This window comes from Puerhibacterium sp. TATVAM-FAB25 (genome assembly GCF_046535855.1).
GTDB lineage: Bacteria > Actinomycetota > Actinomycetes > Actinomycetales > Cellulomonadaceae > Puerhibacterium > Puerhibacterium variabilis_A.
In genome coordinates this window covers 165972-186864 of sequence record NZ_JAXUAK010000003.1, presented here as the reverse complement: position 1 = coordinate 186864, position 20893 = coordinate 165972, and the positions used below count along the sequence as shown (strand labels likewise).

Annotated in this window: 21 protein-coding genes; 17 read left to right on the top strand and 4 right to left on the bottom strand. The window is 76.8% G+C overall.

The window, feature by feature from the left end; genetic code table 11:
* Nucleotides 1-162 precede the first annotated feature (162 nt).
* From U5M74_RS04900 to U5M74_RS04885, 4 genes are read left to right on the top strand one after another with little or no spacing between them, the layout of a single operon-like run.
* Nucleotides 163-2562 carry a VanW family protein gene (locus U5M74_RS04900; protein WP_410906676.1) on the top strand — a complete coding sequence of 800 codons (2400 nt, stop codon included), beginning with the start codon at nt 163-165 and terminating at the stop codon, nt 2560-2562.
* Complete coding sequence (locus U5M74_RS04895; protein WP_410906674.1) at nt 2562-3452, top strand: hypothetical protein; 891 nt, start codon at nt 2562-2564, stop codon at nt 3450-3452. The genes U5M74_RS04900 and U5M74_RS04895 overlap by 1 nt, the downstream gene beginning before the upstream one ends.
* A complete protein-coding gene (locus U5M74_RS04890) occupies nt 3449-4378 on the top strand; it encodes a prephenate dehydratase (protein ID WP_410906672.1) in 930 nt (309 codons plus the stop codon). Before U5M74_RS04895 ends, U5M74_RS04890 begins: the two co-directional genes overlap by 4 nt.
* Entirely contained in the window at nt 4375-5499 is a 1125-nt protein-coding gene (locus tag U5M74_RS04885; RefSeq protein ID WP_410906670.1) for a prephenate dehydrogenase, read from the top strand. The genes U5M74_RS04890 and U5M74_RS04885 overlap by 4 nt, the downstream gene beginning before the upstream one ends.
* A gap of 18 nt (nt 5500-5517) precedes the next feature.
* On the opposite strand, the gene U5M74_RS04880 is transcribed toward U5M74_RS04885, so the two are convergent.
* Nucleotides 5518-5808 carry a hypothetical protein gene (locus U5M74_RS04880; protein WP_410906668.1) on the bottom strand — a complete coding sequence of 97 codons (291 nt, stop codon included), beginning with the start codon at nt 5806-5808 and terminating at the stop codon, nt 5518-5520.
* A gap of 164 nt (nt 5809-5972) precedes the next feature.
* Here U5M74_RS04880 and fdxA point away from each other — a divergent pair, with 164 nt between their 5' ends.
* From fdxA to U5M74_RS04865, 3 genes are all read left to right on the top strand, one after another.
* Entirely contained in the window at nt 5973-6290 is a 318-nt protein-coding gene (fdxA, locus tag U5M74_RS04875; RefSeq protein ID WP_069984641.1) for a ferredoxin, read from the top strand.
* A 10-nt stretch (nt 6291-6300) separates the two neighbouring features.
* Nucleotides 6301-7446: a succinyldiaminopimelate transaminase gene (dapC, locus tag U5M74_RS04870; protein WP_410906665.1), complete on the top strand. Its 1146-nt coding sequence runs from the start codon at nt 6301-6303 to the stop codon at nt 7444-7446.
* A gap of 323 nt (nt 7447-7769) precedes the next feature.
* Nucleotides 7770-9077 (top strand): citrate synthase, encoded by a 1308-nt coding sequence (locus tag U5M74_RS04865; RefSeq protein WP_410906663.1) that lies wholly within the window; start codon nt 7770-7772, stop codon nt 9075-9077.
* Between the two features lie 76 nt (nt 9078-9153).
* Here U5M74_RS04865 and U5M74_RS04860 read toward each other — a convergent pair whose 3' ends face one another.
* Nucleotides 9154-10158, bottom strand: a complete 1005-nt coding sequence (locus U5M74_RS04860; protein ID WP_410906661.1) for a hypothetical protein — start codon at nt 10156-10158, stop codon at nt 9154-9156.
* A 52-nt stretch (nt 10159-10210) separates the two neighbouring features.
* Nucleotides 10211-11167 (bottom strand): 2,3,4,5-tetrahydropyridine-2,6-dicarboxylate N-succinyltransferase, encoded by a 957-nt coding sequence (dapD, locus tag U5M74_RS04855; RefSeq protein WP_410906659.1) that lies wholly within the window; start codon nt 11165-11167, stop codon nt 10211-10213.
* A gap of 37 nt (nt 11168-11204) precedes the next feature.
* Here dapD and dapE point away from each other — a divergent pair, with 37 nt between their 5' ends.
* From dapE to U5M74_RS04835, 4 genes are all read left to right on the top strand, one after another.
* Nucleotides 11205-12404 (top strand): succinyl-diaminopimelate desuccinylase, encoded by a 1200-nt coding sequence (gene dapE, locus U5M74_RS04850; protein ID WP_410906657.1) that lies wholly within the window; start codon nt 11205-11207, stop codon nt 12402-12404.
* A gap of 24 nt (nt 12405-12428) precedes the next feature.
* Nucleotides 12429-13262 (top strand): TIGR00730 family Rossman fold protein, encoded by an 834-nt coding sequence (locus U5M74_RS04845; RefSeq protein ID WP_410906655.1) that lies wholly within the window; start codon nt 12429-12431, stop codon nt 13260-13262.
* The gene (folP, locus tag U5M74_RS04840; protein WP_410906653.1) at nt 13259-14224 is read left to right on the top strand and encodes a dihydropteroate synthase; all 966 of its coding nucleotides are present in this window, start codon (nt 13259-13261) and stop codon (nt 14222-14224) included. The genes U5M74_RS04845 and folP overlap by 4 nt, the downstream gene beginning before the upstream one ends.
* Nucleotides 14225-14435: 211 nt before the next feature.
* Entirely contained in the window at nt 14436-14603 is a 168-nt protein-coding gene (locus U5M74_RS04835; RefSeq protein WP_069984704.1) for a DUF3117 domain-containing protein, read from the top strand.
* 135 nt (nt 14604-14738) lie between these two features.
* Here the strand turns inward: U5M74_RS04835 and U5M74_RS04830 are convergent, their stop codons facing one another.
* Nucleotides 14739-15422 carry an O-methyltransferase gene (locus U5M74_RS04830; RefSeq protein WP_410906651.1) on the bottom strand — a complete coding sequence of 228 codons (684 nt, stop codon included), beginning with the start codon at nt 15420-15422 and terminating at the stop codon, nt 14739-14741.
* Between the two features lie 108 nt (nt 15423-15530).
* Here U5M74_RS04830 and sigE point away from each other — a divergent pair, with 108 nt between their 5' ends.
* The 6 genes from sigE (at nt 15531) to U5M74_RS04800 (ending at nt 20872) form a co-directional block, all read left to right on the top strand.
* Nucleotides 15531-16175, top strand: coding sequence for an RNA polymerase sigma factor SigE (gene sigE / locus U5M74_RS04825; RefSeq protein ID WP_410906649.1), 645 nt, complete (start codon nt 15531-15533; stop codon nt 16173-16175).
* A gap of 25 nt (nt 16176-16200) precedes the next feature.
* Nucleotides 16201-17157, top strand: a complete 957-nt coding sequence (locus tag U5M74_RS04820) for a zf-HC2 domain-containing protein (protein WP_410906647.1) — start codon at nt 16201-16203, stop codon at nt 17155-17157.
* Nucleotides 17154-18653, top strand: a complete 1500-nt coding sequence (locus U5M74_RS04815) for a S1C family serine protease (RefSeq protein ID WP_410906645.1) — start codon at nt 17154-17156, stop codon at nt 18651-18653. The genes U5M74_RS04820 and U5M74_RS04815 overlap by 4 nt, the downstream gene beginning before the upstream one ends.
* A 122-nt stretch (nt 18654-18775) precedes the next feature.
* Entirely contained in the window at nt 18776-19165 is a 390-nt protein-coding gene (locus U5M74_RS04810; RefSeq protein ID WP_410906643.1) for a Sec-independent protein translocase TatB, read from the top strand.
* Nucleotides 19166-19265: 100 nt separating this feature from the next.
* The gene (gene trpS, locus U5M74_RS04805) at nt 19266-20336 is read left to right on the top strand and encodes a tryptophan--tRNA ligase (RefSeq protein WP_410906641.1); all 1071 of its coding nucleotides are present in this window, start codon (nt 19266-19268) and stop codon (nt 20334-20336) included.
* Nucleotides 20333-20872 carry a 2'-5' RNA ligase family protein gene (locus tag U5M74_RS04800; RefSeq protein ID WP_410906639.1) on the top strand — a complete coding sequence of 180 codons (540 nt, stop codon included), beginning with the start codon at nt 20333-20335 and terminating at the stop codon, nt 20870-20872. Before trpS ends, U5M74_RS04800 begins: the two co-directional genes overlap by 4 nt.
* Nucleotides 20873-20893: the final 21 nt, after the last annotated feature.

Genomic DNA, 20893 nt, shown 5'->3' with positions numbered 1-20893 from the left:
ACCTCCGCCGAACCTCCACGGGGCCTCGGCGGGCCCCACCGCGGTCCCGCCGGTCGCCCGCGTAGGATCGCCGCTGGGCGTCGTGGGCCGCGCGGCCCGCCCGTCCCGGACCGAAACCGCAGTTCATCCGCGGTGTCACCGCAACCCGCACGGAGCCAGTTCATGGGCAGACCGACCGAGCGCGACAGCGCGTCCGCGCCGACCTCTCCGGACGTCGAGGGGCCGGCCGCCGCCGTGTCCGCGGACGGGCAGGCTGTGCTGGGCGAGGCGGCGGACGGCGACGGCCCGCGCGGCGACGCTGCCCCGGGCGTCGTGGGCGCGCCCGCGCCGCACGACGGTGCCGAGGACGCCGGTGCGGACGGCGGCGCCGACGACGACACCCCGTACGTGCCGCCGGTCAAGGCCTACGAGCGTCCGGAGGTGCCCCGGTCCGCCCCGCGGACGTCGTCGGTGACCGCCGCGCCGACGCAGGCGCTCCCCGTGGTCCTCGGCACCGTGCCCGCGCCCGCCGCCGCTGCCGCCGCGACCCCCGCGACCGGCGCCGGCGACCCGGCAGCGGAGCCGGCGGTGGGCGCGGACGCCCCGACGTCCGACGCCCCGACGCCGGACGCCGACGCCCCCACGGGCGCGGCGCCGGCCGAGGCCCCGGCCGTGCAGCGCACGTCGGTGCTGGGCGCGGTGCCCGTCGCCACGCAGCCCGCCGGGGGAGCCGGGCCCGGCGAGCCGGGTCAGGACCCCGCCGAGGGCCCCGCCGACGCCGCGCCCGCCGACGCCGCCGACGCCGGCGCCGCGCAGCCCTCGCCGACCGGCCCCGCCGCGGGCGAGGGCCCGTCCTCGACGCCGCCCCAGGACCCGGGCAGCCCGCTCGACGGCCTGGCGGGCGACGGCCAGCCGAGCCGCGCGCCCCGGGCGCTGCTGTGGACCGCCGTGGTGCTCGTGGTGCTCGCGGGCGTCTACGCCGGCGCGCAGTGGATGTTCTCCGACCGGGTGCCGCGCGGCACCCAGGTGGCGGGCGTCGACGTCGGCGGGCTGCCCGCGGCGGAGGCGAAGACCCTGCTCGCCGACGAGCTCGGGCCGCGCGCGGCCGAACCGGTCGAGCTCACCGCGGCCGACGCCTCGACCACCCTGGACCCCACGGACGCGGGCCTGTCGTTCGACCCTCAGGCCACCGTCGACGGCCTGACCGGGTTCTCGCTCGACCCGCTGCGGCTGTGGGCGCACCTCACCGGGGCCGACGAGGGCGACCCGGTCGTCGACGTCGACGAGGCGAAGCTGGACGCGGCGGTCGCGCGCGTGGCCGACGCGCTGCGGACCGACCCGGTCGACGGCACCGTGGGCTTCGCGGACGGCGAGGCGGTGGCCACGCCCGCGCAGGACGGCGCGGCGCTGCGCACCGACGAGGCGGCCGACGTGCTGACGGACGGCTGGCTCGTCGAGGACGGCCCGTTCGAGCTGCCCACGGAGGCGGTCGCGCCGGAGATCACCCAGGAGGAGACCGACGCGGCGCTCGAGCAGGCGCGGACCGTGCTGTCGGGGCCCGTCGTCGTGCACGCGGGCGACCAGCAGGCCGAGCTCGCGCCGGACGTGCTCGCGGGCGTGGCGTCGTTCCAGCCCGCCGACGGCGCGCTCACGCCGACGTTCGACGGCGAGGCGCTGGTCGACGCCGTCGTCGAGCGGACCGATGACCTGCTCTCGGCACCGGACGAGGCGCACTTCGAGTTCGTCGGCGGCCGCCCCACGGTGGTCGGCGGCGAGCCGGGCACCACGCTCGAGCCCGAGGCCGTCGCCGCGGCGGTGCAGGAGGCGGCGCTCGGCGACGAGCGGGACGCCACCGTGGAGCTCGTGCAGCAGGACCCGGAGAACACCGCCGAGGCGCTCGAGAAGCTCGGCGTCACCGAGGTGGTCAGCGAGTTCTCCACCCCGTTGACGTCGGAGCCGGTCCGCACCCGCAACCTCGTGCGCGGGGCCCAGCTCGTCACCGGCACGCTGGTCAAGCCCGGCGAGACCTTCTCCCTGCTGGACACGCTCTCGCCGATCGACGCGTCCAACGGGTACTACTCCGCGGGCGTGGTGAGCAACGGCGTGCACACCGACGCGGTCGGCGGCGGCCTGTCCCAGATGGCCACCACCACCTACAACGCCGGCTTCTTCGCCGGGTTCGAGGACGTCACCCACCGCCCGCACTCCTACTGGTTCTCCCGCTACCCGGCGGGGCGCGAGGCCACGATCTACGTCGGCTCCATCGACATGCAGTTCAAGAACGACACCCCGTACGGCGCCGTCATGCAGTCCTGGGTGGGCGGCGGGCAGCTGCACGTGCGCGTCTGGAGCACCAAGTACTACGACCAGGTCAAGACCTGGGCGAGCGGCAGGACGAACGTCGTGCCCGCCACCGTGGTCACCAAGAGCGGCGCGCAGTGCGAGAGCTACCCGCAGGGCAACGACGGGTTCCGCATCACCAACTTCCGCCAGGTGTTCCGCGACGGCGAGATGGTCAAGGACGAGTCGTTCGCCTGGACGTACAAGCCGGACAACGGCATCACCTGCGAGGGGGACGGCTGATGCTGGGACGCACCGAGAGCGAGTCCTCCGCCCACGCCGCGCTCGCCGCGCGGCTGGGGGAGTGGTCGGGCGTGGCCGGCCACTCCGCCGGCAGTGTGCCGAGCCTCGCCGACGACGTCGAGCTGCTCGACCTGGGCACCGCCACCGACACGCTGGCCACCGTCGCGAGCATCGCCGACCTGGCCGCCGTCGTGCACCTGGGGCACCCCGAGCAGCCCGCCACCCGGCTCGAGGAGTCGCTGCTCGCGGGCGACCCGTCCCTCATCCTCACCGCGGCCGTCGCCGTGCCGCAGCAGTGGGTGTGGGTGGGCCGCCCGGACGCCACGGGAGGCGCCGTCGTCATCGACGAGCCGGGGCTGCGCGACTGCCGCGACGTGCTGCGCACCATGGGCGTGAGCCCGCGGCTGGTGCCCACGCGCACGCCGGTCGAGGAGCGCGTCGCCATCGCCGGGCCGGCCGGCTCGCTCGTGGTCGAGCGCGACCGGGTGCCGGCCGGCCTGGTGGAGCTGCCGGGCTCGGAGCACCTCGCCGGCCGCCGGCCCGTCTGGTACGGCCTGCTGGAGTCCCGCCCGGACTGGCCGCGGTTCGACCGGCCCGCGCAGGTGTGGCTCGCGTTCGGCCCGTACGACGACCACCGCGGCTCCCTGCAGCCCACGCTCGCCGTCATCGCCGACGCCGGCATCGACCTGCAGCACCTGCGCTCGCACCCGTCCGACCTCGGGCCGCACGTGTTCTTCACGTCCTTCTCCTGCCCACGCGTCGAGGTGCTGGACGCGCTGGTGGCCGAGCTCGACGCGCGCGGCATCGCCCACCGCACGCTCGCCGTGCTGCCCGGCCACGACCTCGTGCCCGGGCCGCAGGCGCTGTCGCCGCGGTGGGCGGGCGCATGACGGGGTCCGTCGCCTACCTCGGCCCCGAGGGGACCTTCACCCACCAGGCCGCGCTCGAGTGGGCGGAGCGCGCCGGGTACGGGCCCAGCGCCGTCGTCCCGCGCGAGTCCGTCGGGCAGGTGCACGACGCCGTCGCGTCCGGGGAGGTGGACCGCGGGGTCGTCGCGATCGAGAGCTCCGTCGAGGGCTACGTCGTGCCGTCGCTGGACGCGCTCGTCGGCAGCCCCGACGTGGTGGCCGTCGACGAGGTGGTGCTCGGCGTCTCGTTCGACGCGTTCGTGCGGCCCGGCCACGGCGAGCTCACGGAGGCCACCGCGCACCCGCACGGCCTGGCGCAGGTGACGCGGTTCGTGACCGAGCGCGGGCTGCGCCCGGTGCCGGCGCCGTCGAACGCCGCCGCGTGCCGCGACGCGACGGCGCACCAGGTGGCGTTCGGGCCGCGCCTGTGCGGCCGCCTCTACGGCCTGGAGACGCTCGCCACCGCGGTGGAGGACGTGCCGGGCGCGCGCACGCGGTTCCTGGTGCTGGCCCGGCGCGGCGAGGCGCGCTTCGCGCGCGACGCGGGCGACTGGCGCACGATGCTGGCGATCACGCCCGTCGTCACCGGCCCGGGGGTGCTCGCGCGGATCACGACGGCGTTCGGCGCGCGCGGCGTCAACATGTCCAGCCTCATCAGCCGCCCGCTCAAGGCGCGCGCGCAGCAGTACGTCTTCGTGGTGACGTTCGACGTCGCCCCGTGGGCGCCCGAGGCGCGCGGCCTGCTCGCGGACCTGCTCGCGGCCGGCGACTCGCTCAAGACGCTCGGCGCCTACCCGGCCCAGCCCGGCGAGGGCGGGCTGGACGGCGTGCTGCCCGACCACGTGCCCTCGGGCAGCGTGAGCGCGGCCGACGACGCGGGCGCGCGCGCCGCGGGGCTGCTGTGGTGACCGCCGGCGACCCGGGCGCCGGGCGGGGCGACCGGCGGGACGACGTCCCGGCGGGGTCGCCGGACGGGCGGGTGGCCGTGCTGGGCCTGGGCCTGGTGGGCGGCTCGCTCGCCCGGCTGCTGCACGCCCGCGGCGCCGACGTCGTCGGCTACGACGCCGACCCCGCCACCCGGGCCGCCGCCGCGGCCGCCGGCCTGCGGGTCGCCGACGACGTCGCGGGCGCGGTGGCCGAGGCCGACGTCGTGGTGCTGGCCGTACCGCTCCGGGCGATGGGCGCCGTGGCGGCGGAGGTCGCGGCGGCCGCGCCGCACGGCGTCACGGTCACCGACGTCGGCAGCGTCAAGGGGCCGGTGCGCCAGGCGGTCGCCGCCGCGGGGCTGGGGGAGCGGTACGTCGGGGCGCACCCCATGGCGGGCACCGAGCACAGCGGGTTCGACGCGTCGAGCGCGGCGCTGCTGGACGGCGCGCCGTGGGCGGTCACCGTCGCGGCCGGACCGGGAGCACCCGGCGGCGCGCCGGCCGGCGCGCCGCCGGACCCGGCCCGCCTCGCCGCCGTGCTGCGGCTGGTCACCGGCCGGCTGGGCGGCACGGCGGCGGTGCTCACCGACGAGCTGCACGACGAGGCGGCGGCGCTGATCAGCCACGTCCCGCACGTGCTGGCCACGCAGCTGCTCAACGCGGTCGCCGGCGCGCCGGTGCGGGACGTCGCCCTGGGCCTGGCGGCGGGCAGCTTCCGGGACGGCACGCGGGTGGCGTTCACCGACCCGGCGCGCACCCAGGCGATGGTCACGGAGAACGCGGCCTGGGTGGCGCCGGCGCTGCGCAAGGCCGTGCGCGACCTCGAGGCCGTCGTCGCCGCGCTGGAGACCAACGCGTCCCTGCACGGCTTCTTCCACGAGGCCGACCAGGTGCGCGCCGCGGGGGCGCCGCGCCGCTCCGACCGGCGCGCCGGCGGCAGCGACACCGGCTCCGCCCCCGGCACCGCCCCCGGCACCAGCAGTGCCGGCGCGGCCGACGACCTCGTGCCCCTCGACGGGGACTGGCCGCGCGCGGTGCTCGACCGCTGCGCCGCCGGGGCCGTCGTCACCCGCGTGGACGCCGACGGCGTGCACCTCGCCTGAGCCGGAGGGGCCGCGGGCTCAGTCCCGGGCCCGCGCCGCCCGCCGCGGCGGGCGCGGCGGGATCCGCCGGACCGCCTCGATCGCCGCGCCGGCCACCTGCACCTGCGTGCTGTCGCGCGCGGAGGCGGCGTCGGTGCGCAGCAGCAGCCCGGCGTCGTCGACCGCCAGCACGACGCCGATGACGTCGGTCCACACCGCGCCGCGGCCGGCGGCCCGCGCCGCGGCGGCCTCGGCGGCGTCGAGGCGGCGGCGCACGACGACGCGCGCGCCCGGCTCGAGCCGGCGCCACGGCGCAGTGTCGTCGCTCACAGCGGGCTCCTTCCGGGGCGGGTTCCGGGGCGCGGCGGGGCGGCCCGGCCGTCACCGCGCCCGGGGCGATACTAGAGTTCTGAGCAGCAAGACCCTGCCGCCTCACGCGGGCGGACGCCCACGCGGCGTGCGGGTGCAGCCTCGTGAACTGGAAGGTTCTCCTCGTGACCTACGTGATCGCCCAGCCCTGCGTCGACGTCAAGGACAAGGCGTGCATCGAGGAGTGTCCGGTCGACTGCATCTACGAGGGCCAGCGCTCCCTGTACATCCACCCGGACGAGTGCGTCGACTGCGGCGCCTGCGAGCCGGTGTGCCCGGTGGAGGCCATCTACTACGAGGACGACGTGCCCGAGCAGTGGAAGGACTTCTACACCGCGAACGTCGAGTTCTTCGACGACCTGGGCTCGCCCGGCGGCGCCGCCAAGATGGGCCTGATCGAGAAGGACCATGCGGTGGTCGAGGCCCTGCCGCAGCAGGCCTGAGCCGCCGTCCATGGGACTCGCCGACCTCCGCGACCTGCCCTACCCCTGGGACACCCTGACCGACGTCACCGCCACCGCCCGCAGCCACCCCGGCGGCCTGGTGGACCTGTCGATCGGCACGCCCGTCGACCCGACGCCCGACGTCGTGCGCGCCGCGCTCGCCGCGGCGTCCGACGCGCACGCCTACCCGGCCACGTACGGCACGCCGGCGCTGCGGGAGTCAGTGGCCGCCTGGTTCGCCCGCCGGCGCGGCGTGCCCGACCTGGACCCGGCCGGGGTGGTGCCCACGGTCGGCTCCAAGGAGCTCGTGGGGCTGCTGCCGTCGCTGCTGCGCCTGGGGCCCGGCGACGTCGTCGTGCACCCCGCGGTGGCCTACCCGACGTACGCGGTGGGCGCTCGGCTGGCCGGCGCCACCGCGCTGGCCACCGACGACGTGGAGGCGTGGGCCGGGCGCGGCGACGTGCGCCTGGTGTGGGTGAACTCGCCCTCGAACCCGACGGGTGAGGTGCTCGACGCCGACCGGCTGCGCCGCGTGGTCGAGGCGGCGCGCGCCGCCGGCGCCGTCGTGGTCTCCGACGAGTGCTACGCCCAGCTGCCGTGGGCCGAGCGGTGGGTCGGGCCCGACGGCTCCCCGCGGGTGCCGAGCGTCCTGGACCCCGCGGTGACCGGCGGCTCGCACGAGGGCCTGCTCGTGGCGTACTCGCTGTCCAAGCAGTCGAACCTCGCCGGGTACCGCGCGGCGTTCGTGGCGGGGGACCCGGCGCTGGTCGCCGACCTGCTGGCCACGCGCAAGCACCTGGGCATGATCGTGCCGCGGCCGGTGCAGGAGGCCATGCGGGCCGCCCTCGACGACGACGGCCACGTGGCGGCCCAGCGCGCGGTCTACGGGCGCCGGCGCGCCGCGCTGCTGGCGGCGCTGGTCGAGGCCGGCTGGGCGGTGGACCACTCCGAGGCGGGGCTGTACCTCTGGGCGCGCCCGGCCGACCCCGCCGACACCCCGACGTCGCGGGAGCTCGTCGCGCGCCTCGCGCGCCTGGGCATCCTCGCCGGGCCGGGCGAGTTCTACGGCGACGCCGGCGCGGGTCACGTGCGCATCGCGCTGACCGCCTCCGACGACGCGATCGCCGAGGCGGCCCGCCGGCTCCGCGCCGCCTGACCGCCGCTGACCCGCCGCTGACCCGTCGCTGGCCGGCCCCAGGTGGAGCCTTGGCCCGCGCCTGCCGAGGTCTTGCCGTGGCCGCGGGTGCGGCGGGACGATGTGAGCGTCCGGTGTACAACCCGGATTGGAACGATGAGGCTCCGCGGGGGTAGGTTCACCTCAGGCCGACGCTGCCCTGGCGCACCAGCCCCGACGGACGCCACGGCGCCCGACGCCGAGGAACCCACGGCACCGAGGCCGAGCACGCGACGACGGCGTGCGCCACGACCAGAGCGGCGGGTCGCGCAGACCCGGGCCCGCCGCCCGTCAGGAAGGACACCATGACGACCACTTCCCAGTCCCCGGACACCCGGGTCGAGCTCACCGTCGACGGTGCCGCCCGGCCGCTGCCCGTCGTGGGGGCCACCGAGGGGAACGACGGGATCGTCGTGTCGTCCCTGCTCAAGGAGACGGGCCTCGTCACCTACGACCCCGGCTTCATGAACACGGCGGCCTGCGAGTCGTCCATCACCTACATCGACGGCGACCAGGGCATCCTGCGCTACCGCGGCTACCCGATCGACCAGCTCGCCGAGCAGTCGACCTTCCTCGAGGTCGCCTACCTGCTCATCTACGGCGCGCTGCCGGACGCCGCCGCCCTCGAGGCGTTCACGGACCGCGTCAACCGCCACACCCTCGTGCCGGAGCAGTTCCGCGCGTTCCTGTCGGCGTTCCCGCGCGGCGGGCACCCGATGTCGATCATGGCCTCGGCGGTCAACGCGCTGGCGTCGTTCTACCCGGAGTCGCTGGACCCGCACGACGACGACGCCGTCGACCTCGCGACCGTGCTGCTGCTGGCCAAGGTCCGCACCATCACCTCGTACGTCCACCGCGCGCAGCACGACGAGCCGCTGCTGTACCCGGACTACTCGCGCGGCTACGTCGAGGACTTCCTGCGGATGTCGTTCTCGCGGCCCTACGAGCAGTGGGAGCCGAACCCCGTGGTCTCCGCGGCGATGGACAAGCTGCTCATCCTGCACGCCGACCACGAGCAGAACTGCTCGACCTCCACGGTGCGCATCGTCGGGTCGTCGAACGCCAACCTCTACGCGTCGGTCTCGGCGGGCGTCAACGCCCTGTCCGGCCCGTCGCACGGCGGCGCCAACGAGGCCGTGCTGGCCATGCTCGAGCGCATCCGCTCCGGCGGCGACTCCGTCGAGACCTTCATGAAGAAGGTCAAGAACAAGGAGGACGGCGTCCGCCTCATGGGCTTCGGCCACCGGGTCTACAAGTCCTACGACCCGCGGGCCGCGATCGTGAAGACGCACGCCGACGCGGTGCTCGAGGAGCTCGGCGCCAAGGACGAGCTGCTCGACATCGCCCGCGGGCTCGAGGAGATCGCCCTCAACGACGACTACTTCGTCGAGCGCAAGCTCTACCCGAACGTCGACTTCTACACGGGCCTGATCTACAAGGCGATCGGCTTCTCGCCGAGCATGTTCACGCCGCTGTTCGCGCTGGGCCGCATGCCCGGCTGGATCGCCCAGTGGCGCGAGATGATGAAGGACCCGAAGACGAAGATCGGCCGCCCGCGCCAGATCTACACCGGGGCCACCGAGCGGTCCTACGTGCCCGTCGCGGAGCGCTGAGCCGCCCGCCCCGGACGACCGACGACGACGGCCCCGACCCTCCGCACGGAGGGGCGGGGCCGTCGTCGTCGGGGGCTCAGCCCGCGGCGTGCAGGTCCACCTCCACGACGCCGGGCGCGAGCGCGGCCCGGTCGACCGGGCGCCACGCCGCGCCGTCGCCGCGGCCGGCGTCGAGCCCGCTGCGCCGCGTCCACATCTGGTCGCCCACCCGCACCTCCACGGCGTCGGTGGCCGCGGCCGTGGCGACCGCCCAGTGCGCGACCGCCCAGGCCGCACGGCCCGGGTCGCCGCCGGGCAGCCCGTCGGCGCGCACGACGGCGGTGGGCCCCGCGACGTCGAGCGTCACGGCGTCGCCGGCGGCCAGCCCCAGGTCCCGCGCGGCCCGGTCGGCGAAGCCCTGCGCCACGGCGTCCGCCGCCCGCGCGGTGTCGACCGGGCCCAGCTCGCACGACAGCGCCGCGGGGGAGAACCCGGCCAGCGCGCTGGCCCAGGCGCGCGAGCGCGTCTCGTGCTGCGCGTACGCGTCGGGGAACGCCGAGCGCTGGACGGCCTGGGCGGCCTCGGTGACCGGCAGGTCGAGGTAGCCCGGGACCTCGACCAGGGCGTCGTAGAACGCGCCCGTGGCGTGCACCGGGTCCTGGACCTGCTCGGCGGTGCCCCAGCCCTGCGACGGGCGCTGCTGGAACAGCCCGAGGGAGTCCCGGTCGCCGTAGGCGACGTTGATGAGCCTGGACTCCTGCAGCGCCGTCGCCAGCCCGACGGTCGCCGCCCGGGCGGGCAGCCCCCGGCGCACCGCCGTCCCGGCCACCAGCGCGGCGTTGTCCGCCTGGGCGGGGGAGAGGTACCAGTCCGTGCCGTCCAGCACCGCGGTGCAGCGCTCCGCCGCCGGGAGCAGGTCGAGCCGCTGCGTCGTCACCCACACCCCGGCGCCGACCGCGCCGAGGAACGCGGCGACGGCCACCGTGGCCACCGTGGCCACCACCCGCCGCCGGCGTCGCCGGCGGCGGGCGGACGCGCGGGCGGACGCCGTGCGGGCCGGCGCCGGGCGGGCCGGCTTCCGGGCGGGCAGGGGATGGGTCACCGCGTCCTCGGGCGTGCTGGGGGTCGTCCTCGGGGGCGTCGAGGGACCGGGCTCAGTGCGCGTGCAGCGCGGCGTTGAGCTCCACGCCGACGCCCGTGCGCGACAGGACCTCGACCGCGCCGCTGGTGGAGTTGCGGCGGAACAGCAGGCCGTCGCGGCCGGCGAGCTCGCGGGCCTTGACCACCTGCGGGACGCCGCCGTCGGTCGCCGAGCCGAGCACGGTGACCTTGGTGCCGGCGGTGAGGTACAGGCCCGCCTCGACGACGCAGTCGTCGCCCAGCGGGATGCCGAGGCCGGAGTTCGCGCCCAGGAGGGACCGGCGGCCGACGGAGACGATCACCGTGCCGCCGCCCGAGAGCGTGCCCATGATCGAGGCGCCGCCGCCGACGTCGGAGCCGTCCCCGATCACGACGCCCTGCGAGATGCGCCCCTCGACCATCGAGGCGCCGAGCGTGCCGGCGTTGTAGTTGACGAACCCCTCGTGCATCACGGTGGTGCCCGGCGCGAGGTGGGCGCCCAGGCGCACGCGGTCGGCGTCGGCGACGCGCACGCCCGCGGGCAGCACGTAGTCGACCATGCGGGGGAACTTGTCGACGCCGTAGACGGTGACGGGGCGGCCGGTGGCGGCGCGCAGCCGCAGCCGCGTGGCCTCGAACCCCTCGACGGCGCACGCGCCGTGGTCGGTCCACACGACGTTGGCCAGCACGCCGAAGATGCCCTCGAGGCTGACGCTGTTGGGCTGGACCAGGCGGTGGGACAGCAGGTGCAGCCGCAGGTAGGCGTCGGCGGCGTCGGCCGGGGCGGCGTCGAGGTCGACGACGGTGCGCACCACACGCACGTCGACGTCGCGCACGGCGTCCCGGCCCGCGAGGCGCTCGAGCTCCGCCGGCACCTGGACGTCCTCGCCCGGGGCGCCGAGGGCGGGCGCCGGGTACCACGTGTCGAGGGTGGTGCCGTCGTCGGTCACGGTGGCCAGGCCGAAGCCCCAGGCGGTACGGGTGTCGCTCATGCGGGCAAGCCTATCGACGGCGGATAGGGTCGTGAGCGTGACGTCCACGCCCGCTCCCGCCCCCGTCCCTGCCGCCGGTCCCGGGACAGGGCCCGTCACCGGCGACGCCCTGCTCGCCCTCGCCGCCGACCCCGCGTCGGACCTGGTCGGCCTGCTCGCGGCGCTGTGCGACGCGGAGTCCGTCAGCGGCGGCGAGACGGCGCTGGCCGACGCGATCGAGGCCGTGCTGCGGGCGCAGCCGCACCTGGCGGTGCACCGTGACGGCGACTGCGTCGTCGCGCGCACCGACCTGGGCCGGTCGCGGCGCGTGGTGCTCGCCGGGCACATCGACACCGTGCCGCTCGCCGACCCGCCGAACCTGCCCACGCGGCTGGTGGGCGAGGGCCCGGACGCCGAGCTGTGGGGACGCGGCACCGTGGACATGAAGGGCGGCGTGGCGGTCATGCTGGCGCTCGCCGTCGAGCTCGGCGCGCCGGGGCGCGAGCCGGCGAGCGACCTCACCTGGGTCTTCTACGACCACGAGGAGGTGGAGGCCGAGCGCAACGGGCTGGGCCGCCTGTCCCGCAACGCCCCGGAGCTGCTGCACGGCGACCTCGCCATCCTCGGCGAGCCGACGGCGGCCGGCATCGAGGGCGGCTGCAACGGCACGATGCGGGCCCGGGTCACCACGCGCGGCGTCGCGGCGCACTCGGCGCGCGCCTGGACCGGCGTGAACGCCATCCACGCCGCCGCGCCGGTGCTGCAGCGGCTGGCGGACTACGTCCCCCGCGAGGTGGAGGTCGACGGCCTGGTCTACCGCGAGAGCCTCAACGCCGTCCTCGTCGACGGCGGGGTGGCCGCCAACGTCATCCCCGACCGGTGCACGGTGACGGTGAACTACCGGTTCGCCCCGTCGCTGACGGTGGCGCAGGCCGAGGCGCACGTGCGCGAGGTGCTCGACGGGTTCGACGTCGAGATCACCGACGCCGCCGGCGGCGCCCGCCCCGGGCTCGACGACCCGCTCGCGCTGGAGTTCGCCGGGGCCGTGCTGGCCGTCACCGGCGGCCGGCCCAAGCCCAAGTACGGCTGGACCGACGTGGCCCGGTTCGCCGAGCTCGGGATCCCGGCCGTGAACTTCGGGCCGGGCGACCCGCTGCTGGCGCACAAGGACGACGAGCGCGTGCCGGTGGGGCAGCTGGCGCTGTGCCGCGACGCGCTGCGGGCGTGGCTCCTCGGCCCCGTCGGCCCGGCGGCCTGATCGCGCGGGTCCTAGGCTCGGCGCATGAGCAACGCGAGCGACGAGGGCGTGGCACAGCGCGGCGCCGGGTACCACAAGGGCCCGGTGCTGCTGCGCGGCCGGCAGATCCCGAAGCAGACCACCGACCAGCACCTGCTCACCGGCACCGAGGGCGCCGACTGGGTGCACACCGACCCGTGGCGCGTCATGCGCATCCAGTCGGAGTTCGTCGAGGGGTTCGGCGCGCTCGCGGAGATCGGGCCGGCCGTCTCCGTGTTCGGCTCGGCCCGCACCCCGCGCGACCACGACGACTACGACCGCGCCGTGAAGGTGGGCCGGCTGCTGGCCGAGGCCGGCTACGCCGTCATCACCGGCGGCGGCCCGGGCATCATGGAGGCGGCCAACAAGGGCGCGGTCGAGGCCGGCGGCCTGTCGATCGGGCTCGGCATCGAGCTGCCGTTCGAGCAGGGCATGAACGAGTACGTCAACCTCGGGATCAACTTCCGGTACTTCTTCGCCCGCAAGACGATGTTCGTCAAGTACGCCCAGGGCTTCGTGGTCATGCCCGGCGGCTTCGGCACGTTCGACGAGCTCTTCGAGGCGCTCACGCTGGTCCAGACGCACAAGGTCACCGGCTTCCCGCTCGCGCTCGTGGGGCGCGAGTACTGGGGCGGCCTCCTGGACTGGATCCGCTCGACCGTCGTCGACCGGGGCATGGTGAGCGAGGCCGACCCCGACCTGCTCCACCTCACCGACGACCCGGCGGAGGCCGTGGAGTACGTGCGCGAGCGCTCGGAGGCCCTGCGGGCCGAGGAGGCCGAGGCCGCCGAGGAGCTCGAGCAGGCCCAGGCCGCCGCGGCGACCTCGCCGCGGGCGTGACGCCCGGCGCGGGGCCGGAGGCCCCCGGGGTCCCGGCCGCCGGCGCCCCGCTCGTGCTGCGCGGCCGGGAGCTGGGCCGCGGCGCGGACGGGTCGGTGCGCGGCGTGGTGATGGCGATCGTCAACCGCACCACCGACTCGTTCTACGCGCCGGCGCGGCTGACCGACGACGCCGCGGCGCTCGAGGCGGCGCACCGCGCGTGGGAGGAGGGCGCCGAGATCCTCGACGTCGGCGGCGTGCGGGCCGGGGTGGGGCCCGAGGTCGACGAGGCGGAGGAGGTCCGCCGCGTGGTGCCGTTCGTCGCCCGCGTACGGTCCGCGCTGCCCGACCTGGTGCTGTCGGTCGACACCTGGCGCTCCGGCGTCGCGCGCGAGGCGATCGCCGCCGGAGCGGACCTGGTCAACGACACGTGGGCCGGGCACGACCCCGAGCTCGTCGAGGTGGCGGGCACGGCGGGCGTCGGCGTCGTGTGCTCCCACACCGGCGGTGCCGCCCCGCGCACCGACCCCTACCGGGTCGAGTACCCCGCGGCGGACGCCGCCGGCGAGGGGCGCGACCCCCGCGACGGCGTGCTCGACGACGCCGTGGCCACGCTGCGGCGGGCGGCGCAGCGCGCCGTCGCGTGCGGCGTGCCGGCCGCCAGCGTCCTGGTCGACCCCACGCACGACTTCGGCAAGAACACCTGGCACTCCCTGCACCTGCTGCGACGCACGCAGGCGCTCGCGGGACTCGGCCACCCGCTGCTCGTGGCGCTGAGCCGCAAGGACTTCGTGGGCGAGACGCTCGGGCTGCCGCCCGCGGAGCGGCTCGAGGGCACGCTCGCCGCCACGGCGCTCGCCGCCTGGATGGGCGCCCGGGTGTTCCGCGCGCACGACGTGCGCGCCACCCGGCGGGTGCTCGACATGGTCGCGGCGGTGCGGGACGAGGCGCCGCCGCGGGCGGCCCTGCGCGGGCTCGCCTAGGCCCGCGCGCCCCACCTGGCGGGACGTCGCACCGTCTCGCGCACGGCCCACGCACGTCTCGGCTTCCGGACGTGGGGGTGGTGTGAACTAGAATGGTTTCCGCGCCCCGGTGCGCCGCGCTGCAGGGAACAGCGCTGCAGGACCAGCATCGGCGGGGCGCGCGGTCGGGGTACTGGCCGTCGAGACCGGACAACGGAATGGAGTGCCACAGATGGCTGCGATGAAGCCGCGGACGGGTGACGGGCCGCTGGAGGTCACCAAGGAGGGACGTGGCATCGTCATGCGGGTCCCGCTGGAGGGCGGTGGCCGTCTGGTCGTGGAGCTCAACGCCACCGAGGCGAGCGAGCTCGGCGAGGCGCTCCAGGCCGTCGTCGCCTGACACGCCACGCACGAAGCCCGAGCGGGGAACAGGTTCGCTGTTCCCCGCTCGTCGTCTGTCCGGGGTCCGGCGTCCCCGCCCGGCACCCCGCGCGGGGTCGGCGCCCCCGGCTGCCGCCCGGGGCAGGCGGCCGGCTCAGCGGCGCACGGCGAGCAGCAGGCCGTCGCCCGCCGGCACCAGCGCCGGCACCACCCGCTCGTCGGCGCGCAGCGACCGGCCCAGCTCGCGCACCAGCGTCGTGACCTCGTCGCGCCGCGCCGGGTCGGCCACCCGGCCGCCGTGCAGGGCGCCGTCGACGGCGAGCACGCCCCCGGGCCGCAGCAGCCGCAGCGCCTCGGTGACGTGGTCCGGGTACGCGTGGGGGTCCGCGCCGACGAGCACCATGTCGTAGGCGCCGTCGGTCAGCCGGGGGAGCACGTCGCGGGGCCGGCCGGGGATGGCGCGCGTGCGCGACGGCGCCAGGCCCTCCTCGGCGAACGCCCGCTTCGCGGCGCGCAGGTGCTCCAGCTCGGCGTCGATCGTCGTCAGCACGCCGTCCGCCGGCATGCCGCGCAGCAGCCACAGCGCGGCCACGCCGGTGCCGGTGCCGACCTCGACCACCGCGCGGGCGGCCAGCGACGCCGCCAGGACGCGCAGCAGGGCGCCGGCCCCCGGGAGCACGGCGTGGCAGCCGAGCTCGGCGGCGCGCTCGCGGGCCCGCAGCAGCACCTCGTCCTCGGGCACGAAGCCCTCGGCGTACGCCCAGCCCGCGGTCCGCGCGCGGGCGAGGCTCGAGTCGGCGTCGGGGCTGATGGCGACCTCCGGGTCGTGCGTCGTCACCTGGTCGGGGACGTCTGGTGAAGGGATGGCGTCGGCCCTGGGCCGACCCGGGCCCGGCGAGGCGCCGACCCGCTGCGATGCTAGCGCCCCGTGGCACGATGGACCCTGATGAGCACGGTGGATCAGGTCACTCGCGTCGCGCCCTCCGCGTCCACGGACGCCGGGGCCGACAACGGCACCGACGGGCGCGCGGGCGCCGGCGGCGCGCCCGCGTCCGGCCTCGCGGCGAAGGAGCCCTGGACGCCGCCCACGTGGGACGAGATCGTGCGCGAGCACTCCGCGCGGGTCTACCGCCTCGCGTACCGCCTCACGGGCAACCGGCACGACGCGGAGGACCTGGTGCAGGAGACGTTCCTGCGCGTGTTCCGCTCGCTGTCCGGCTACACGCCCGGCACGTTCGAGGGCTGGCTGCACCGCATCACCACGAACCTCTTCCTCGACTCCGTGCGCCGCGGCAGGCGCGTGCGGATGGAGTCCATGGGCGACGACGCCGCCCGCGTGGCCGACGACGCCGAGCTCGGCCGCCCGGAGCGCGGGTTCGAGCACGCGAACCTCGACCACGACGTGCAGCGGGCCCTCGACGCGCTGCGCCCCGAGTACCGCGCCGCCGTCGTGCTGTGCGACATCGAGGGCCTCAGCTACGAGGAGATCGCGGTGACGCTGGGCATCAAGCTCGGCACCGTCCGCTCGCGGATCCACCGCGCCCGCGCCCAGCTCCGCAAGGAGCTCGAGCACCGGAGGGTGGGGGCGTGACGCCGCGGCCGACGGAGGTGGCGCGGTGAGCGGGCACCTGGGGTCCTGGGTCAGCGCGCTGGCCGACGGCCAGCTGCCGCCCGACCAGGCGGAGCGGGCCCTCGCCCACGTCGCCGCCTGCCGCCGCTGCGCCGCCGAGCTGGAGGCGGCGCGCGAGGCGCGGCGCGCCCTGGCCGCGGCCGCGGACGTGCCCGTGGCGCCGGACCTCGCGTCCCGCCTGCTCGCGCTGTCCGCGTCGGTGCCGCCCAGCGAGGGCGACCCGCTGCGCGAGCGCCCGCAGCCCGGCTCGTGGGAGCCCGCACCGTGGACGGCGCCGCTGACCAACGACCTGGTCGCCGCCGACCGCCGCCGGCGCGTGCGCCGGCTCGCCGCGGCGGGCGTGGGCGGCGTCGGGGTGGCCGCCGCGGCCCTTTTCGCGGTGGGCGACGTCCCGGTCGTCGCGCCGGACCCGTCGGCCGAGCAGGTGCTCACGCTCCTCGCGCGCGCCGAGCCGGACGAGATCGCGGCGGGCCAGGACGTGCTGGGCACGGTCGCGCCGGCCGCGACCTACGCCGGCGCCGACTCGCGCGACAGCGCCGCGCTCGCCTGGATGGACGACGAGGGCTGGGTCCGTCCGGACCGGTTGCCCGACGGGCTCGACGTCAGCGCGCTGCGGCTGGTCGGTCCCGAGGCCGAGGTCGTCGAGCTCGACCTGGCCGGCAGCGTCGGGCACGTGGTCGTGCGCGAGCAGGTGGGGCGCCTCGACGCGAGCACCGGCGAGCGCGGGACGGTCGGCGGGCGGGACGTCGTCGTGCTCTCCACCGAGCCGTGGCACGTGGCGTGGCAGGCCGACGACGTCGTGGTCGACGTGGTCGCGGACGTGCCCCCGGAGGTGATGGCCCAGGTCGTGGCCGCCTTCCCGGCCGACGGCTACGATTCCGGCGTCCTGGCCCGCGTCGCCCGCGGGTGGTCCACCGTGACGGGAGCGTTGCCGCAGCGATGACCGACGACGAGCGGGCCGACGGCCTCTTCGCCCCTCCGGAGCCCGCCCGGCGCCCCGTGCCGCCCCCGCCCGCGCAGGCGGTGGCCCGCGCCGAGCCCGCGGGCCCGGCACCGGCGCACCACGCCACGTCGGCCGCGGCTCCCGCCGGAGGCGCGACGGCGGCGTCCGACGCCCCGTGGGCCCCGGTCGGGGCGGGCGCGGGCGCGCCGGCCGGCCCGGGTGACGGCGCCGTCGCCGCGCCCGGCGACGGTGCCGGCGACGGTGCCGGCGACGGTGCCGGCGACGGTGCCGCCCCCGGTCGCCCCGCGGACACCCCGGCCGCCGTGGCCGCGCCGTCCGCCCCGGCCGCGCCGTCCGACGCTGACGCCCCCGCCGGGCCGGACGCCCGCCGGCGCCCGGCCCGGCGCGGGCGGGCCGTGGTGGGCGTCGCCGCGCTCGCGCTCGTCCTCGGGCTCGTCGGCGGCGTCGCGGGCGACCGCCTCTCCGACGCCCTCGACGGCGGCCGTACCGCGGACGCCGCGCTGCCGGCGCCGGCCGGGGGCACCGGGCAGGCGGCGTCGCGCCCGGCCGGCTCCGTGGCCGAGCTGGCCGCCACGGTGCTGCCGAGCGTCGTCTCCATCGAGGTGCGCGGCGCCGAGGGCGTCGCGACCGGGTCGGGGTTCGTGCTGCGGGCCGACGGGTACCTGCTGACCAACAACCACGTCGTGGCGGACGCCGCGTCCGGCGCCCCGGTGACGGTCACGTTCGCCGACGGCCACGAGGCCGCGGCGGAGCTGGTCGGCGCCACGACCGACTACGACCTCGCGGTGCTCAAGGTGGACGAGTCGGGGCTGACGCCGCTGGCGCTCGGCGACTCCGACGACGTCGCGGTCGGCGACGCCGTGCTGGCGGTCGGCTCGCCGCTCGGGCTGGACGCCACGGTCACCACGGGCATCGTCAGCGCGCTGCACCGGCCGGTGCAGGCCGGTGACTCCGCGCAGGCGGCGTTCATCGACGCCATCCAGACCGACGCCGCCATCAACCCGGGCAACTCCGGCGGGCCGCTCGTCGACGCGGCCGGCCGGGTGGTCGGCATCAACTCCGCCATCGCGCAGCCGCCTGGGGCGATGCAGGCCACCGGCAGCATCGGCCTCGGCTTCGCCATCCCGGCCAACCAGGCGCGGCACACCGCCGAGCAGCTCATCGCCACGGGCCGCGCCACCTACCCGGTGATCGGCGTCCTGCTCGACTCGACCTACGAGGGCGAGGGCGTGCAGGTGGCCACCGAGCCGCAGGGCGGGGCCGCGCCGGTGACCCCGGACGGGCCGGCCGACGCGGCAGGGGTGCGGGCCGGCGACGTGATCCTGTCGATCGACGGGCGCCCGGTGTCGCGCAGCGACGAGCTCATCGTGGCGATCCGGGCGAAGGCGCCGGGCGACGCCGTGACGCTGCGCGTGCGCTCCGGCGAGCAGGAGCGGGACGTGCGCGTCGTGCTCTCCGAGGCGACCAGCGAGTAGCCCGGCCGGGCCGCCCCGGTCGGGCGGCGCGTCGCAGACGTCACCCGCGCGTCACCGGCAGGACACCCGCCGGTCGCCGTCCGGCGGCGATCCGTGCTCCTGGGCGGGCTAGGCTGACGGACGTGTTCGACATCAACGGCGGCGAGCTGCTGATCATCATCGTGCTCGCGGTGGTGCTCATCGGCCCGGAGCGGCTGCCGCAGTACGCGGCGCAGCTCGCGCGCCTCGTGCGCCGCGGCAAGGCGTTCGTCCAGGACGCCCGCACGCGCGTGAGCGACGAGCTCGGCCCCGAGTTCGACGACGTCGACTGGTCCAAGCTCGACCCGCGGCAGTACGACCCGCGCCGCATCGTGCGCGAGGCGCTGCTGGAGGACGGCCCGATCCTGCCCGGCCCGGGGGAGCGCGCCGCCCGCGCCGCGACGGCCCGCTCGGGCGCCGCCGCGGCCACCGCGGCGGGAGCGGCCTCGGCCGCGCCGGCCGCGCCGGCGCCGTACGACGACGAGGCGACCTGAGCGACCCGACGCCCGGCACGGCTCGCGCCGTCGTGACCACGGGACGCCCGACGGCGCTCCCGGTTCGGCCGTCCGGGGCGAACCTGCCAGAATGAGAAGCATGTCCCAGCCCGTGCCCAGCGGGGCCGCCGCGCCCGGCGCTGCCCCGTCCAGCCACCGACCCCGCATCCTGTCCGGCATGCAGCCCACCGACGGCTCGCTGCACCTGGGCAACTACATCGGGGCGCTGCGCCAGTGGGTGGCCCTGCAGGACGACTTCGACGCGCTGTACTTCGTCGCCGACCTGCACTCCCTGACGGTCAACCCGGACCCGCAGGCGCTGCGCGAGCGCACCCGCGCCACCGCCGCCCAGTACCTGGCAGCCGGCGTGGACCCCGAGCGGTCGATCCTCTTCGTGCAGTCGCACGTGCCGGAGCACGCCGAGCTGGGCTGGCTGCTGCAGTGCCAGACCGGGTTCGGCGAGGCCAGCCGCATGACGCAGTTCAAGGACAAGTCCGCCAAGCAGGGCACCGAGGGCACCACCGTGGGTCTCTTCGCCTACCCGATGCTCATGGCGGCCGACATCCTCCTGTACGACTCGGCGCTCGTGCCGGTCGGTGAGGACCAGCGCCAGCACCTGGAGCTCACCCGTGACCTGGCCGAGCGCCTCAACGCGCGCTTCGGCGCGGGCACGGCCGTGGTGCCGGACGCCCACATCGTCAAGGGCGGCGCCAAGATCCAGGACCTGCAGAACCCGCTCGCCAAGATGAGCAAGTCCAACAGCGGCGGCAAGGGCGTGGTCTGGCTGCTCGAGGACCCGAAGAAGGCCGCCAAGGCGATCAAGGGCGCCGTGACGGACGCCGACGAGACCTACGGCGTCCGCTTCGACCCCGAGGGCAAGCCGGGCATCTCGAACCTGCTGACGATCTTCTCGGCCGTCACGGGCCGCGAGGTCGACGCGATCGCCGCCGAGTACGACGGCAAGGGCTACGGCCACCTCAAGGTCGCACTCGCCGACGCCGTCGTCGAGTTCCTCGCGCCGTTCCAGGAGCGGGCCCGGACCTACCTGGCCGACCCGGCCCAGCTGGACAAGGTGCTGGCCGACGGCGCGGAGCGCGCCCGCGCCGTCGCCGGCCCGGTGCTGGACCGCGTCTACGACCGGTTCGGGCTGCTGCCGCGGGGCGCGCGGTGAACCTCCCCGACCGCGGGCCGGCCCAGGCCCGCATCGGCATCTCGATCGACGTCCCGGACCCGTGGCGCGCCGAGCTGCAGGCCGCGCGCCGGGACTTCGGCGACCCGCAGGCCGGGCTCATCCCGCCGCACATCACCATCGTGGGGCCCACCGTCGTCGACGAGGCGGTGCTGCCGGCGGTCTGGGAGCACCTGGACAAGGTGACGGCGGACATCCCGCCGTTCCGCGTGCACCTGCGCGGCACGGGCACCTTCCGGCCGATCTCGCCGGTGGTGTTCATCACGGTGGTGCAGGGCATCGCCGAGTGCGAGCAGCTCGAGCAGGCCGCCCGCTCCGGCGTCCTGGCGCAGGACCTGCGGTTCAACTACCACCCGCACGTCACGGTGGCCCACGAGGTCCCCGAGGCCGAGCTGGACCGGGCCTTCGACGGGCTGGCCGGCTTCGAGGCCGCGTTCGACGTCACGGCGCTGTGGCAGTACGAGCACGGCGACGACGGCGTCTGGCGCAAGCAGCACGAGTTCGCCCTGCGCGGCTGACGGGCTTTCCGCCTGCGGGGA